At 59.7% G+C, this 16554-nt stretch carries 10 protein-coding genes; 7 read left to right on the top strand and 3 right to left on the bottom strand.

Translation table 11 applies throughout. From position 1 onward, the window contains the following. The first annotated feature begins 22 nt into the window (after nt 1-22). The 7 genes from P2R09_RS18515 to lplT all read left to right on the top strand — a co-directional run bounded on the left by P2R09_RS18515 (nt 23) and on the right by lplT (nt 14529). Nucleotides 23-1762, top strand: coding sequence for a penicillin-binding transpeptidase domain-containing protein (locus tag P2R09_RS18515; RefSeq protein WP_039658924.1), 1740 nt, complete (start codon nt 23-25; stop codon nt 1760-1762). A gap of 426 nt (nt 1763-2188) precedes the next feature. Beyond that, the gene (locus tag P2R09_RS18510) at nt 2189-3397 is read left to right on the top strand and encodes an efflux RND transporter periplasmic adaptor subunit (RefSeq protein ID WP_275771873.1); all 1209 of its coding nucleotides are present in this window, start codon (nt 2189-2191) and stop codon (nt 3395-3397) included. Continuing rightward, complete coding sequence (locus P2R09_RS18505) at nt 3394-6615, top strand: efflux RND transporter permease subunit (protein ID WP_275771871.1); 3222 nt, start codon at nt 3394-3396, stop codon at nt 6613-6615. Before P2R09_RS18510 ends, P2R09_RS18505 begins: the two co-directional genes overlap by 4 nt. Then, complete coding sequence (locus P2R09_RS18500; protein WP_275771869.1) at nt 6612-9713, top strand: efflux RND transporter permease subunit; 3102 nt, start codon at nt 6612-6614, stop codon at nt 9711-9713. The genes P2R09_RS18505 and P2R09_RS18500 overlap by 4 nt, the downstream gene beginning before the upstream one ends. A gap of 3 nt (nt 9714-9716) precedes the next feature. After that, entirely contained in the window at nt 9717-11102 is a 1386-nt protein-coding gene (locus P2R09_RS18495; RefSeq protein ID WP_275771867.1) for an efflux transporter outer membrane subunit, read from the top strand. An 89-nt stretch (nt 11103-11191) separates the two neighbouring features. Next, nucleotides 11192-13342 carry a bifunctional acyl-ACP--phospholipid O-acyltransferase/long-chain-fatty-acid--ACP ligase gene (gene aas / locus P2R09_RS18490; RefSeq protein WP_003851019.1) on the top strand — a complete coding sequence of 717 codons (2151 nt, stop codon included), beginning with the start codon at nt 11192-11194 and terminating at the stop codon, nt 13340-13342. Beyond that, nucleotides 13339-14529 (top strand): lysophospholipid transporter LplT, encoded by a 1191-nt coding sequence (lplT, locus tag P2R09_RS18485; protein WP_275771864.1) that lies wholly within the window; start codon nt 13339-13341, stop codon nt 14527-14529. Before aas ends, lplT begins: the two co-directional genes overlap by 4 nt. A gap of 49 nt (nt 14530-14578) precedes the next feature. Here the strand turns inward: lplT and ridA are convergent, their stop codons facing one another. From ridA to pyrB, 3 genes are all read right to left on the bottom strand, one after another. Further along, complete coding sequence (gene ridA / locus P2R09_RS18480) at nt 14579-14965, bottom strand: 2-iminobutanoate/2-iminopropanoate deaminase (RefSeq protein WP_003851016.1); 387 nt, start codon at nt 14963-14965, stop codon at nt 14579-14581. A gap of 72 nt (nt 14966-15037) precedes the next feature. Then, nucleotides 15038-15502 carry an aspartate carbamoyltransferase regulatory subunit gene (gene pyrI / locus P2R09_RS18475; protein WP_008925442.1) on the bottom strand — a complete coding sequence of 155 codons (465 nt, stop codon included), beginning with the start codon at nt 15500-15502 and terminating at the stop codon, nt 15038-15040. Between the two features lie 11 nt (nt 15503-15513). Beyond that, nucleotides 15514-16449: an aspartate carbamoyltransferase gene (gene pyrB, locus P2R09_RS18470; protein ID WP_008925443.1), complete on the bottom strand. Its 936-nt coding sequence runs from the start codon at nt 16447-16449 to the stop codon at nt 15514-15516. Nucleotides 16450-16554 lie beyond the last annotated feature (105 nt).

Genomic DNA, 16554 nt, shown 5'->3' with positions numbered 1-16554 from the left:
TTATTTTGCGCAGCGGAATGCCATGCCCCGGATTAAAAAACTACTGGGAAAAGACCAGATAAAAGCGCCATTTAACCCTTTTCGTTTTCGGCTGATCTGCCTGGGTGTCACGACCTGTCTGGTGGTGCTGCTGGCGCGCGTCGCTGACCTGCAGTTCCTGAATCAGCCGATGCTGGAGCACGAAGCCGATCAGCGATCGCTGCGTACCGTCACGCTGCCGACCAGCCGCGGTACCCTGCTGGATCGTAACGGTGAAGCGCTGGCGCTTAGCGTGCCATCGCGCGATGTCATTGCCGATCCGCAGCGTGTGCTTGAGAGTAACCCCGATTTCACCAGCGCTAAATGGGCCTATCTTGCGGCGGCGCTTAACACCCGTCCAGAAGAACTGGCCGCGCAGATCACCGCCAACCCGAAACGTCGCTTCCTCTATCTGGGCCGTAAAGTTGAACTGGGCATCGCGAAAGATATTAAAGAACTGAAGCTGAAAGGCATCAGCGAAGTCTACGACGACAGCCGTTTCTATCCGATGAGCGAGGCCTCTGCGCCGCTGCTCGGCATCGTGGGTGCGGATAACGTGGGTCTTAATGGCCTGGAAAAAGGCTTTGATAAGGTGTTGCAGGGCGAGCCGGGCAAAGAGGTCTATCGTCAGGATGCGGCGGGCAATATCATCGCAATGATCAACTATCAGCCGCCGACTCAGCCACCAACGGTGCAGCTCAGCATCGACAAATATGACCAGTACACGCTCTACAGCAAACTGCGTGACGGCGTGCTGATCAACAAGGCGGATTCAGGCGCCGCCGTGCTGGTGAAAATTGACACCGGCGAGATTCTGGCGATGGCCTCCTATCCGTCGTTCAACCCTAATAACTACGAAGGGGCTACCCCGGCGCAGATGCGTAACTCGGCCATCAATGACAGCTATGAGCCGGGATCGACTGTTAAGCCGTTAGTGGTCATGGAGGCGCTGGAGCGCCACCTGGTGCGCCCGGATTCCGTCATCGATACCACGCCTTATAGCGTGAACGGCCACCTGATCCGCGACGTCGGTCACTGGCCGCGCCTGACCATGACGGGCATTCTGCAAAAATCGAGTGACATTGGCGTATCACACCTCGCGCTGGCGATGCCTGCGGAAGCGCTGGTGAATACCTATCAGGCGTTTGGCCTGGGTAAACCCACCGGATTAGGGCTGACCGGCGAAAGCGTCGGCTACTTCCCGCTGCACCGCGCCCGCTGGGCCGATATCGAGCGAGCCACTTTCTCCTTTGGCTACGGCCTGCGTGTCACGCCGCTGCAGATTGCCCGTGAATACGCCACGCTCGGCTCTTATGGCGTTTACCGTCCGCTGTCGATCACCCGCGTTACGCCACCGGTCATGGGGCGGCAGGTTGCCAACCCGGAAACGGTAAAAGAGGTGGTGCATATGCTGGAGAGTGACGTCCTGCCGGGCGGAACCGGGCTGAAAGCCGCGGTGCCGGGTTATCGTCTGGCGACCAAAACCGGTACGGCGGAAAAAATGGGCACCAGCGGCAAGTATGATGGCGGCTACGTCAACTACACCGCCGGTATTGCGCCAGCCAGCCATCCTGAAGTGGCGCTGGTGGTGATGATCAACCATCCAACGGCAGGCGATCACTTCGGTGGCTCGGTTGCCGCACCAGTGTTCGGTAATATTATGGGGCCGGTGCTGAAACACATGAACATTGCGCCAGATGCCATTTACACGAAACCGGCGACCAATACTTCGGATAAATCTTAGTGGAATCAGAGTGTAAGCGAGACGTGAAAGATATTCACACCTCGTTGCACTTCCCCGAATTCGGTTGCGTTTTCTCGCTGTCCCCGCGCGGTCAATCAGTGCGAGGATAGCAGTCCCAGAGGTATTGATGGGTGTGAAAACAACACCGCTTCGGCAGTGAGATTCCTGTTATTACACCAACCCACGCAGATGCGTGGGTTTTTTTTGCCTGCTCGCCGGACCCTGCCATTCCCGCTGTATAACCGCCGTTAAATCATCATCGTTCTTAACGAAACCCTGACAGTTTGCCAATAGAAAGGCGCGTCGGCTTTCACCGATAATGGCCGCCGTGAAGCCTGGCATTTTTTTGCTCGCCTCAGCCGGTTCACACTGCCGTATTCCGCATGTTCCGGGATTTCTTTTTCTGCTTACCTGAAGAGTTTGACGATGACTCACCTTTCTCGCCCCGGGCGTACTTTTGGGCTCAAATGGCTGCTCCTGTTGCTGGTGGTTGCGATTGTCGCGGGTGTTATCTGGCGTCTGCTGACGGCGGGTCATGGGCCGGGTGAGGGGATGCCGCCGGGCAGGCATGGCGCGCATGGCATGATGGGCGGCGGGGCGACGCTGGTTCACAGCGGTATGGCCAGCACGGCGGATGTGCCGGTGTGGCTCAATGCGCTCGGCACGGTGATCCCCAACGCCAGCGTGACGGTGACCAGCCGCGTTGACGGCCAGCTGGAGCAGGTTTTCTTTACCGAAGGGCAGAAGGTCAGTGCCGGGCAGTTGCTGGCGCAGATCGATCCGCGCAGCTATCAGGCGACGCTGAACCAGTATCAGGGCGAACTCAGCGAAAATCAGGCGCTGCTGAACAGCGCCGAACTGACGCTGGCGCGCTACCGCAAACTGGCGGCGCAGGATGCGCTGGCGCGTCAGGATCTGGACAGCCAGATTGCCACCGTCGGGCAGTATCGCGGTGCGGTCGCCGCCGATCAGGCGCAGATCGCCAGTGCCAGGCTGAGCATTGAATATGCCCGCATCACCGCCCCGATCAGCGGGCGCGTCGGTTTGCGTCAGATCGACCCCGGCAACATGGTTCAGAGCGCCAGCAGCACGGGCCTGGTGACGATCACCCAGATGCAGCCCGCCGCCGTGACCTTTAGCGTGCCGCAAAGCGATATCCCGGCGCTGGTCAGCGTGCTGCATCAGGGCCAGAGCCTGCCCGCCACGCTGTTTGATCAGGACAACCAGCATCAGCTCGCCAGCGGCGAAGTAAAGTTCATCAGCAACCAGATCGACACCGCCACCGGCACCGTGGCGCTGAAAGCGGTATTCGCCAACCAGGATGAGTCGCTGTTTGCTAACCAGTTTGTCAATCTGCGACTGCAGATCCGGGTGCTGAAAGGCGCGACGGTGATCCCGGCGCAGGCCCTGCAGTTGAGCAGCGACGGCAGCTTTGTCTTTGTGATCAATCAGGATCACACCGTCACGCGCAAAGCGGTCACCACCGGCCCCGCGTTCGGCGACGATCAGCAGGCGATCCTCAGCGGCGTTTCGCCAGGCGATCGGCTGGTGACGGAAGGGATTGATCGCCTCACCAGCGGCAGCAAAGTCACGCTGGCCGATGAGACACCTGCTGCCGGTGCTGTGTCGAAATGAACCCGTCTCGCCTGTTTATCCTGCGTCCGGTCGCCACCATTCTGCTGATGATCGGCGTGCTGATCTCCGGTATTTTTGCCTATAAATTTCTGTCGACCTCGGCGCTGCCGCAGGTCGACTATCCGACCATTCAGGTCACCACGCTCTATCCGGGCGCCAGTCCGGATGTCATGGCGTCGTCAGTTACGTCGCCGCTGGAGCGTCAGTTAGGGCAGATGGCCGGGCTGAGCCAGATGAGCTCCACCAGCGCCAGCGGTGCGTCGATCATTACCCTGAAGTTCAGCCTCGATCTGTCGCTGGATGTCGCCGAGCAGGAGGTGCAGGCGGCGATCAATGCGGCGAATAACCTGCTGCCCGACAATCTGCCCAATCCGCCGACCTACAAAAAGGTTAACCCGGCGGACAGTGCGGTGGTGACGCTGGCGGCGAGCTCCAGCACGCTGCCGCTGACCGAGGTGCAGGATCTGGTCAATACCCGGGTAGCACTGAAGCTGTCGCAGATCTCCGGTGTCGGGATGGTAACGCTGGCAGGCGGACATCAGCCCGCGATTCGGGTGCAGATGAATCCTCAGGCGCTGGCGGCGCATCATCTGACGCTGGAGGCGGTGAATACGCTGATTGGCAACAGCAACGTTAATGGCTCCAAAGGCGGCTTTGACGGGAAATATCATTCGGTCACCATTGATGCCAACGACCAGCTGCGCACCGCCGACGCGTACGGCAACCTGATCCTCACCTATGAAAATGGCGCGGCACTGCGCCTGAAAGATATCGCCCATATTGAACAGGGCCCGGAGAACAGCTTCCAGTCGGCGTGGGCCAACAACCAGCCGGCGATTGTGATTAGCGTGCAGCGCCAGCCCGGCGCAAACGTGATTCAGGTGGTGGACAACATCAAGGCGCAGCTCCCCGCGCTGCAGGCGGCGCTGCCGGACGGGGTGAAGATGACGATTCTCTCCGACCGCACCCAGACCATCCGCGCCTCGATCAGTGATGTGCAGTTTGAGCTGATGCTGTCGATTGCGCTGGTGGTGATGGTGACCTTCCTGTTCCTGCGCAACGTGGCCGCTACGCTGATCCCCAGCGTGGCGGTGCCGCTGTCGCTGGTCGGCACCTTTGGTGTGATGTATCTGGCGGGCTTCAGCCTGAATAACCTGTCGCTGATGGCGCTGACTATCGCCACCGGTTTTGTTATTGATGACGCCATTGTGGTGGTCGAGAACATTTCCCGGCGGCTGGAGCAGGGCGAGTCGCCGATGGAGGCGGCGCTGAAGGGCTCACAGCAGATTGGCTTCACCATCATCTCGCTGACCTTTTCACTGATTGCCGTACTGATCCCGCTGCTGTTTATGGGTGATGTGGTCGGGCGACTGTTTCGGGAGTTCGCGATCACGCTGGCGGTGGCGATTCTGGTGTCGATGCTGGTGTCGCTGACTCTGACGCCAATGCTGTGTGCGTATCTGCTGCGCCACATTCCGCCCGAACAGCAGTCAACTTTTTCCCGCAAGGGCGGCGAACTTTTCGATGCGCTGGTGCGCGGCTATGACCGGCTGCTGACCGTGGTACTTAACCATCAGAAACTGACGCTGCTGGTGGCGCTGGCGACCTTCGGGCTGACCGCGCTGCTCTATATGATGGTGCCGAAGGGCTTCTTTCCGACCCAGGATACCGGGCTGATTCAGGGCATTACTGTCGCCTCACAGGATGTGTCATTTAAAGCGATGGCCACGCGGCAGCAGGCATTGTCGGCACTGATCCTGAAAAACCCGGCGGTGGAGAGCGTCTCATCGACGATTGGCATCGACGGCACCAACACCAGTCTCAACAGCGGACGGTTGCAGATCAACCTTAAGCCATTTGGCTCGCGTGATGTGAAGGCGGATGAGGTGATTAAACAACTGCAACAGGCGACCGCCGATGTGCCGGGTATCCGGCTCTATCTGCAACCGGCGCAGGATCTCACCGTCAACGACCAGGTCTCGCCGAGTCAGTATCAGTTCACCCTGGACGACGCCGACAGTGAGAATCTGGTCAGCGGGTCGTCAAAAATGGTGGCGGCGTTGCAGCAGCGGCCCGAATTTAATGGCGTGGTAAGTAACCTGCAGGATCAGGGGCGCGTCTCATACGTTGAGCTGAACCGCGATAAAGCGGCGCGCTTTGGCATTACTGCGTCGGACGTGGACACCGCGCTCTATAACGCTTTTGGTCAGCGTCTGGTCTCGACTATTTTCACCCAGTCGAATCAGTATCGGGTGGTGCTGGAAGTCGCTCCGGCTTACCAGCAGGGTCCGGCGTCGTTTGATGATGTCTATCTGCAGCCCTCTTCCGGCAGCAGTTCGTCATCATCTACCAGCACGGCTTCATCTACGGCTTCGTCATCAACATCAACGTCTTCATCAACGTCCACGTCCAGCTCAGCTTCTGATAGCGACACGGCCAGCAGCGGCATGGTGAAACTTACCGCTATCGCCACTATTCATCAGCGCACCGGCTCGCTGATGCACATGCGGCTGAATCAGTTTCCGGCGGTGATGATCTCCTTCAACCTTAATCCGGGCTACTCGCTGGAGGATGGGCAGCGGGCGATCGCCGACGTGCGGCAGCAGTTGCAGCTGCCAGAGAGCACCACGCTGCGTTACCAGGGCGAAACCTCGGCGTTCCAGAGTGCCACCGGCAACACGCTGTGGCTGATTCTGGCGGCGCTGATCACTATGTATGTGGTACTCGGCATCCTCTACGAGAGCTTTATCCATCCGGTCACCATTCTCTCAACGCTGCCGTCGGCGGCGGTGGGCGCGCTGCTGACGCTATTGCTGGCAGGCACGGAGTTCAGCCTGATTGCGCTGATTGGTGTCATCCTGCTCATCGGTATCGTGAAAAAGAACGCCATCATGATGATCGACTTCGCGCTGGAGGCAGAACACAAGCAGCATCTCAGCCCGCGTGACGCGATTCATCAGGCCTGCCTGCTGCGCTTCCGCCCGATCCTGATGACGACCATGGCGGCGTTGCTCGGCGCGTTACCGCTAATGCTGGCTTCCGGCTCGGGCGCAGAGCTGCGGCAGCCGCTGGGGCTGGTGATTGTCGGCGGGCTGATTGTCAGTCAGGTGCTGACGCTCTTCTCCACGCCGGTGATCTACCTGCTGTTTGATGGGCTGGCGCAGCGCGGCAACGCCTGGGTGAAACGCCGTCAGCAGCAGGCGCGGAGTGGGCAATGAATCTGACCCGGCTGTTTGTCTTTCGTCCGGTGGCGACGCTGCTGCTGACGCTGGCGATACTGTTGCTCGGCGCGCTGGGCTACCGGCTGCTGCCGGTGGCACCGCTGCCGCAGGTCGATTTCCCGACCATCATGGTCAGCGCCAGCCTGGCGGGGGCCAGCCCGGAAACGATGGCCGCCACCGTCGCGACGCCGCTGGAACGTTCGCTGGGGCAGATTGCCGGTATCAGTGAGATGACCTCCAGCAGTTCGCAGGGCTCCAGCACGGTCATCCTGCAGTTTGATCTGGACCGCGATATCAATGGCGCGGCACGCGACGTACAGGCGGCGATCAACGCGGCGCGCAGCCTGCTGCCGAGCGCGATGGCCTCGCTGCCCTCTTATCGCAAAGCCAACCCGTCAGATGCGCCAATTGTCATGCTGGCGCTGACCTCCGCCACCCGCTCGCCCGGCGAGCTTTATGACCTGGCAGAGAGCAAAATCGAACAGGTGATGGGGCAGGTGCAGGGCGTCGGCGAAGTCTCGCTGATGGGCAGCGCCTTACCCGCGGTGCGCATCGATCTGCAGCCGCTGAAGCTGACGCATTACGGCATCTCGCTGGAGACGGTACGCGCCGCTGTCGCCAACAGCACCACCAATCTGCCCAAAGGAATTTTGCAGAGCAGTGACCAGTCGTGGCTGGTGGACAGCAACGGACAGCTGGAGAAGGCCGCCAGCTACCGCGATCTGATCATCACCTGGCAGCAGGGCAAGGCGGTGCGGCTGCGCGACGTCGCCACAGTCTATGACTCGGTGGAAGATCGTTATCAGGCGGGATTCCTCAATGCCACGCCTGCGGTGATGATCGGCATTAAACGTCAGGCGGGCGCGAACATGCTCGAAACCATCGACGCGATCAAAGCGCAGTTGCCGCTGCTGGAAAAAAGTCTGCCCGCTGACAGCCAGCTGAAAGTGGTGGTTGACCGTTCGCCCGGCGTGCGCGCCTCACTGTATGACACCGAAGAGACGCTGCTGATCGCGGTGCTGCTGGTGATAGCGGTGGTGTTTATTTTCCTGCGCAATTTGCAGGCAGTGATCATTCCGGCACTGGCGCTGCCGGTGTCGCTGATCGGCACCTGCGCGGTGATGTACCTGCTGGGTTACAGCCTGGATAACCTGTCGCTGATGGCGCTGATCATCTCCACTGGCTTCGTGGTGGATGATGCGATTGTGGTGCTGGAGAATATCACTCGCCATATTGAGCGTGGGCTGAGTCCGCTGCGGGCGGCGCTGCGCGGGGCGCAGGAGGTGAGCTTCACCGTGCTGTCGATGACCGTGTCGCTGATTGCAGTGTTTATCCCGATCCTGCTGATGGGCAGCATTGTCGGGCGGCTGTTCCGCGAATTTGCCGTAACGCTTACTGTGTCGCTGCTGATCTCGCTGTTCGTCTCACTCAGCCTGACACCGATGCTCTGCGCACGCCTGCTAAAGCCTAAACCGCCCGTCAGCCAGCGACCACATCCGCTTTATCAGTTTATTGAAAACCAGCTGAACCGCCTGCTGGCTGCCTACGGACGCGGGCTGGCCTGGGTGATGCGCCATCAGAAACTGACGCTGCTCAGCCTGCTGCTGACCGTGCTGCTGAACGTTTTTCTCTTTACGGTGGTGCAAAAGGGCTTTTTCCCCAATCAGGACACCGGGCTGCTGATGGGCGCGCTGCGTGCCGATCAGAACATCTCATTCCAGGCGATGAAGCCGAAAATGCTGATGTTTACAAAGATCATCCAGGAAGACCCGGCGGTCGAAAGCGTGATGTCGTCTATGGGCAGCGGAATGTTTGGTTCCCGCAACAGCGCTAACTTCTTTGTGCGGCTCAGGGATTTTAGCCAGCGCAATGCCACGGCTACTGAGGTGGCTAACCGGCTGACGCGAAAAACCAGCCATATCGCCGGGGCGCAGATGTTCCTGATGGCGGCGCAGGATCTGCACATTGGCGGACGTAGCGCTAACGCGACGTATCAGTACAGCCTGCAGGCGGACGATCTTGCGCTGCTGCGGGTCTGGACGCCGAAAGTGCAGGCGGCGCTGGCAGCCATTCCCCAGCTTAACAGCGTAGATTCCGACTCGCAGACCGGCGGTCAGGAGGTGGAGCTGACGATTGATCGCGACCGCGCCACCCGGCTGGGCGTCAACGTGAAAATGCTGGATACGCTGCTGAATAATGCCTTCAGCCAGCGGCAGATCGCCACGCTCTATCACACCCTGAATCAGTATCACGTGGTGATGTCGCTGCAGGACAGCGACACCGCGAATCCGGCGACGCTGCAACAACTCTATGTGATTAACGACAGCGGTGATCGCGTGCCGCTCTCCGCCTTTGTCCGCTTCAGCGGTGGCAACGCGCCACTGTCGGTGGCGCATCAGGGCCAGTCTGCCACCAGCACGGTGGCATTTAACCTCAATGATGGCGTTTCGCTGGAGCAGGCGCAGTTACTGATTAAACAGGCGATGGCGAAGCTGGGCCTGCCCTCGACCATTCATGCCGGTTTTGCCGGTACCGCCGCGGCCTTTTCACAGCTGACCGCCACCATGCCGTGGCTGATTCTGGCGGCGCTGGCGGCGGTCTACATCGTGCTCGGCGTGCTCTATGAGAGTTATATCCATCCGCTGACCATTCTCTCGACGCTGCCGTCAGCGGGCGTCGGAGCGATGCTACTGCTGCTGCTGACCAATACGCAGCTTACGGTGATCGCGCTGATTGGCATCATCCTGCTGATCGGCATCGTGAAAAAGAACGCCATCATGATGATTGATTTCGCCATTGATGCGGAGCGGCGGCTGGGCATGTCGCCGCAGCAGGCGATCACCCAGGCATGCCTGATGCGCTTCCGGCCAATCATGATGACCACGCTGGCCGCCTTTTTTGGCGCCTTGCCGCTGGCGCTGGGCAGCGGCGGTGATGCCGACCTGCGCAGTCCGCTGGGGATTGCGATTGCAGGCGGACTGGCGCTTAGCCAGCTACTGACGCTGTTCACCACGCCGGTTGTTTATCTTTGGCTTGATCGTCTGGGCCGTGCCACTCAACGTCAATGGCGTCGTTTGCGCCCTGCGGAATCCTGATCCATGAAACCTCTCATCCCGTTTGTTGTGATGCTGCTGTGCGGCTGTAGTGTGGGTCCTGACTATCAGCGCCCGTCTGTGGCGATGCCGGTTCACTATAAAGAGGCCCGAGGCTGGCAGCCGGCGACACCGCTGGATGCGCAAAGCAAAGGCGAGTGGTGGACGGTTTACCATGACGCCACGCTGAGCAGGCTGTTGAACCAGGTCAGCGTGTCGAATCAGAACGTAGCAACCTATGCCGCGCAGTACCGGCAGGCGCAGGCTCTGGCGGCTGAGTCACGTGCAGCGCTGTTTCCCTCGCTGGACTACGATGGCAGTGTGACGCGCAGCGGCAGCCATGCCACCAACAGCAGCGTTCGCACCACCAGCAGCAGCCATCAGGCGGAATTGAGTGCCAGCTGGGAGCTGGATCTGTGGGGTAAACTGCGGCGCACGCTGGAGGAGAACCGCGCCAGTGCTTCGGCCAGCGCGGCAGAACTGGCCAACATCACCCTGAGCGCCCAGTCTGAGCTGGCGCAGGACTATTTTCAGCTGCGCATCATGGATCAGAAAATCGCGCTCTATCAGCAGAGCGTTGATGCTTATCAGCACTATCTGAACGTGATTACCAGCCAGTATCAGGCGGGCACCGCGTCGCGTGCCACGCTGGCCCAGGCGCAGTTGCAACTGGAGAGCGCCAGCGCCTCGGCGCAGAATTATCAGTGGCAGCGTGCGCAGATGGAGCACGCCATTGCACTGCTGATCGGCAAAGCTCCGGCCGACTTCAGTCTGCCCGCTGCGCCACTGACGGCCACATTACCCGCGATTCCGGCAGCCCTGCCGGGCGAGCTGTTACAGCGCCGTCCCGATATCGCGTACGCCGAACGTAATATGGCCGCCGCCAATGCCGCCATCGGTGTGGCGGTAGCCGGTTACTATCCTGACCTGACTCTGAGCGCCAGTGGTGGTGTCAGCGCCTCCGTGCTGCATTCCCTCTTCTCGCTGCCGGACCGCGTCTGGTCACTCGGACCGGCGCTAAGCGGTACATTGCTCGACGCGGGTGCGACCTCGGCGAAGGTCGATCAGGCGCGGGCAAGCTGGGATGCCAGCGTAGCCACCTATCGTCAGACGGTGCTGACCGCGATGCAGGAGGTGGAAGATAAGCTGGTGGAGCTGAACACGCTGCAGGGCGAAATCGCCGCGCAGCAGCGCGCCACCGACGCGGCCCAGACTTCGGCGCGGGTGACGCGCCTGCAGTATGAGGCGGGCATGATTGACTACCTGGATGTGGCGACCACTGAGAACAGCAGCCTGAGCGCACAGCAGAGTTTGCTGACGCTTGCGACCACGCAGTGGGTGAGCAGCGTCGCGCTGATTGCCGCGCTGGGCGGTGGCTGGCAGGCCCCCTGAAGCAGCATCAGATTGCCGATAATTCGGTTGTCGAACCGCGTCAAATCCTGCATCGTGAGGGCTATTTTTCACGATGCTAAGGAGCTGGCATGGCTTTCACACTTTTACGCCTGATATTTCGCCTGTTATGGCGGGTCGAACTGCGGGGCGACGTCGCCGAACTGCATAAGCAGAAGGTATTGATCACCCCGAACCATATGTCGTTTCTGGACGGCATGTTGCTGGCGCTATTTTTGCCTGTTAAACCGGTGTTTGCCGTCTACTCGACCATCAGCGAAAGCTGGTTTATGCGTCTGGTTAAACCCTTTATCGACTTTGTGCCGCTGGATCCCACCCGGCCCATGGCGCTGAAGCAGCTGGTTCGGCTGATTGATACGGGCCGTCCGGTGGTCATCTTCCCGGAAGGACGAATTACTGTTACCGGCTCGCTGATGAAAATCTACAGCGGGGCAGGCTTTGTTGCGGCGCGTTCCGGCGCTAACGTCGTGCCAATGCGCATTGAAGGCGCTGAATACACGCCGTTTGGTCGTCTGGCGGGCGTGTTTAAACGTCGCCTGTTCCCGCGCATCACTCTGACCGTTCTGCCCGCCACCCGCATTCCGATGCCAGAGGCGAAACGGGCGCGCGATCGCCGCGTGCTGGCCGGTGAGCATCTGCATCATGTGATGATGGAAGCGCGCATGGCAGTGCGTCCGCGTGAAACCCTGTTTGAGGCGTTTCTGGCGGCGCGGACGCGTTACGGCGCGTTTAAGCGCTGCATCGAAGATGTGAATTTCAAACCCGACAGCTATAACGGCCTGCTGAAGAAGTCGCTGGGCGTAGGCCGTATTCTGGAGCGTTACAGCCAGCCGCGTGAAGTGGTGGGGCTCCTGCTGCCTAATACCACCGTGACGGCAGCGGCGATTTTCGGTGCCACACTGCGCGGGCGCGTTCCGGCCATGCTCAACTATAGCGCGGGCGTTAACGGCATGCGTGCAGCACTGACCGCGGCGCAGATTAAAACCGTCTTCACGTCGCGGCAGTTCCTGGACAAAGGCAATCTGTGGCATCTGCCGCAGGGGCTGGACGATGTACAGTGGATCTACCTGGAAGATCTGAAAGATACCGTCACGGGCAAGGACAAGCTGTGGATCCTTGCCCATCTGCTGATGCCGCATCGCGCCCAGTTACCTCAACAGCCGGAAGACGCCGCGATGGTGCTGTTTACCTCCGGCTCTGAAGGCAACCCTAAAGGCGTAGTGCATTCCCATAAAAGTCTGCTGGCGAACGTAGAACAGATCCGCACCATCGCCGACTTCACGCCGCGCGACCGCTTTATGTCGGCGCTGCCGCTGTTCCATGCATTTGGTCTGACCGTCGGGCTGTTTACGCCGCTGATGACCGGTGCTCAGGTCTTCCTCTACCCCAGCCCGCTGCACTATCGCATCGTGCCGGAGCTGGTTTATGACCGTAACTGCACCGTGCTGTTCGGCACCTCAACCTTCCTGGGTAACTACGCGCGCTTTGCCGCGCCCTATGATTTTGCCCGTCTGCGCTATGTCGTTGCGGGTGCGGAGAAGCTGCAGGAGAACACCCGTCAGCTCTATATCGAGAAGTATGGCATTCGCATTCTCGAAGGCTACGGCGTAACCGAGTGCGCGCCGGTTGTGGCGATTAATGTGCCGATGGCAGCGAAGACACACACTGTGGGACGCATTCTGCCGGGCATGGATTCACGACTGATGTCAGTACCGGGCATTGAGCAGGGCGGACGCCTGCAACTGCGCGGACCAAACGTGATGAAGGGCTATCTGCGGGTCGAAAATCCTGGCGTGCTGGAAGCCCCGGCCGCCGACGACGGCGAAGGCAATCTGGAAGCGGGCTGGTATGACACCGGTGATATCGTCAGCTTCGATGAAGGCGGTTTCTGCCAGATTCAGGGACGTGCCAAACGCTTTGCGAAGATCGCGGGTGAGATGGTGTCGCTGGAGATCGTCGAGCAGATCGCGCTGAAGGCGTCGCCGGAGAAACAACATGCGGCGTCGCTGCGTCCGGATGGACAGCGCGGTGAGGCACTGGTGCTGTTCACCACGGACGCTGAACTGGTGCGCGACAGGCTGCAGAAAGCAGCCCGCGAGCTGGGTGCGCCAGAGCTTGCACTGCCGCGTGATATCCGCGTTATGAAGCAGTTGCCGCAGCTGGGCAGTGGTAAACCCGATTACGTCACGCTGAAAAAAATGGCGGAAGAGGAGCAGGCATGAGCCTTGATCGTAATGCGCCGCTGATGTCGCGCGGCATGATTGCCGTGATTATCGCCCAGTTCTTTTCGGCGTTTGGCGATAACGCGCTGCTGTTTGCCACGCTGGCGGTACTGAAAAGTCAGTTCTATCCCGACTGGAGCCAGCCGGTCTTACAGATGCTGTTTGTCGCGGCCTATATTCTGCTGGCGCCGTTTGTCGGTCAGGTAGCGGACAGCATGGCGAAAGGGCGGGTGATGATGCTCGCTAATAGCCTGAAGCTGCTGGGCGCGCTGGTGATCTGCTTCGGCTTCAATCCTTTCATCGGTTATACCCTGGTGGGCGCGGGCGCAGCGGCTTACTCGCCGGCCAAATATGGCATCCTCGGTGAGATCACCCACGGCGAGAAGCTGGTGAAAGCCAACGGGCTGATGGAGGCTTCGACCATCGCCGCCATTCTGCTGGGTTCGGTGGCGGGCGGGATGCTGGCTGACTGGCATATTCTGGCGGCGCTGGGCATCTGTGCGCTGACCTATGGCATCGCTGTGGTCGCGAACCTGTTCATCCCGAAACTGCAGGCGGCACGGCCTGGTCAGAGCTGGCAGTTCGGCGTGATGGTACGCAGCTTTTTCAGTGCCGCCGCGCTGCTATGGCGTGACGCAGAAACCCGCTTCTCGCTGCTCGGCACCAGTCTATTCTGGGGCGCAGGCGTAACGCTGCGTTTCCTGCTGGTGCTCTGGGTGCCGGTGGCGCTGGGCATCAATGACAACACCACGCCAACCACGCTGAATGCCATGGTGGCAATCGGCATTGTGATTGGCGCAGCGGCGGCGGCGAAGCTGGTGACGCTGCAGACCGTGCGTCGCTGTATGCCGGCTGGTGTGCTGATTGGTGTCATGGTGGTGGTCTTTGCGCTGCAGCACTCTCTGCTGAATGCTTATTTAGTGCTGATGCTGATTGGTGCTCTGGGCGGTTTCTTTGTGGTGCCGCTGAATGCGCTGTTACAGGCGCGGGGCAAAGAGAGTGTCGGTTCAGGCAATGCCATTGCGGTACAGAACCTGGGTGAGAACAGCGCCATGCTGATTATGCTGGGGCTCTATACGCTGGCGATTAAGGCGGGCGCGCCTGCGGTAGCGACGGGCGTCGGCTTTGGCGTGCTGTTTGCGCTGGCAATAGCCGTGTTGTGGCTGTGGCGACCTGCTAAGCGTTAAGTGATTCACCGCCGCTCTCCGGCATCCGCGGAGAGCGGCGGCTTACGCTTTAGCGACGAATCGCAATCGCTTCGATTTCGATTTTCACATCTTTTGGCAGACGCGCCACTTCGACACAGGAACGCGCCGGGAAGTGAGCTTCATGCTCGGTGAAAAACGCTTCATAGGTCGCGTTGACCGTGGCGAAATCATTCAGGTCCTTTACGAACACCGTGGTCTTCACGATGTCGCCAACCTTCAGACCCGCAGCTTCAACAATCGCCTTCACATTTTCCAGTGACTGACGCGCCTGTGCGGCAATGTCATCCGCCACCTGGCCGGTCGCCGGATCAACCGGAATCTGACCGGAGGTCATGATCATGCTGCCCAGATCGACACCCTGAACATAGGGACCGATAGCGGCAGGGGCTTTTTCAGTACTGATTTCACGAGACATCCTGGCTCCTTTGATTACGTCGTCAGGCGGCGATGCCGCCACTGTTGCCCATTATAAGGTCGGGCAGGGCGATTACCAGTGACCCAGCACCACATGGCGGGCGAACTCTTTCTCGCAATATTTGCACTTCAGATGCACATCGTCGGCGCGCTGCTTCACGGTAAAGCTGGAGAAGACCGGCTCGCTGCGGCTGATACAGTTGCTGTTAGGGCAGGTCAGCACCCGTTCAACATGATCCGGCAGCGTCGGGGCGATCTTCGCCACCACTTCATAATCGTCGATGCGGTTAACCGTGGCATGGGGTGCATAGACCGCCAGCTGATTGACCTGATCGTCAGTGAGAAACGTATTTTCAATCTTAATCAGGTCTTTGCGGCCCATCTCACCCGATGGCAGATTCAGACCGATGGTAATGCGCTGATCGGTTTCGGTAAGCCGGAACAGGGAGAGCAGTTTAAAGCCAATCTGCGCCGGAATGTGGTCGATGACCGTGCCGCGTTTGATCGCTTCGACCTGCAATTTGTTGTCTTGCGTCATGGGAAATCTCCTTACAGGGCGAGTTCGCTGTTTAAAACCAGAGCCAGCAGAGCCTGGCGCGCATAGATGCCGTTACCCGCCTGCTGGAAATACCAGGCGTAAGGGGTTTTGTCGACATCGGTGGTGATCTCATCGATGCGCGGCAGCGGGTGCAGCACTTTCATGTTGTCACGTGCCGTCGTGAGATCGGTGGCGCGCAGAATAAACTGCGCTTTTACGTTGGCATATTCTGACGGATCGAGCCGCTCTTTCTGCACCCGCGTCATGTAAAGAATATCAAGCTGCGGCATCACTTCTTCAAAGCTGTCGTGACGTGACCAGGCGATATTCTTTTCATCCAGCATGTCAGTGATATAAGCCGGCATCGCCAGCGCATCGGGCGCGATAAAGAAGAAGCGGTTGCCATCAAATTTCGCCAGCGCCTGCGTCAGAGAGTGCACCGTGCGGCCATACTTCAGATCACCGACCATCGCCACATTCAGCTGACCAAGACGGCCCTGCGTCTCCTGAATGGTGAAGAGATCGAGCAGGGTCTGGGTCGGATGCTGGTTTGCGCCGTCACCGGCGTTGAGAATCGGAATGCCGCCAGAGAACTCCGTTGCCAGTCGCGCCGCGCCTTCCTGCGGATGACGCATCACAATCGCATCGACGTAGGTGCTGATCACGGAAATGGTATCGGCCAGGGTTTCGCCTTTCTTGCCCAGCGAGGTATTACTGCCGTCAGCAAAGCCTACCGCTGATGCGCCAAGGCGATGAATCGCGGTCTCAAACGACAGGCGGGTACGGGTCGAGGCTTCAAAGAAGCAACTGGCAATAACCTTGTGCTTCAGCAGTTCCGGCTGCGGATGGGCTTTCAGCCTGGCTGCGGTGTCCAGTGCCAGTTCCAGCTCTTCACGACTGAGGTCGTTGATTGAAATGATGTGCTTGCGATATAGCGGGTTAGGCATAGCTCTCTCCTCTGCGCGGCCGGATTGCGGACAAAAAAAAGCCCCTGATTAAGGGGCTTTTTTATGATCGGGTCGATGACCGAAAGAAACAGCAGCACCGCCTGC

The sequence above is a fragment of the Pantoea sp. Cr_R13 genome (assembly GCF_029222565.1).
In the GTDB taxonomy this organism is placed as follows: domain Bacteria; phylum Pseudomonadota; class Gammaproteobacteria; order Enterobacterales; family Enterobacteriaceae; genus Pantoea; species Pantoea eucalypti.
The sequence above is the reverse complement of the archived record's forward strand: the minus strand, read 5'-3'. Positions and strand labels throughout refer to the sequence as shown.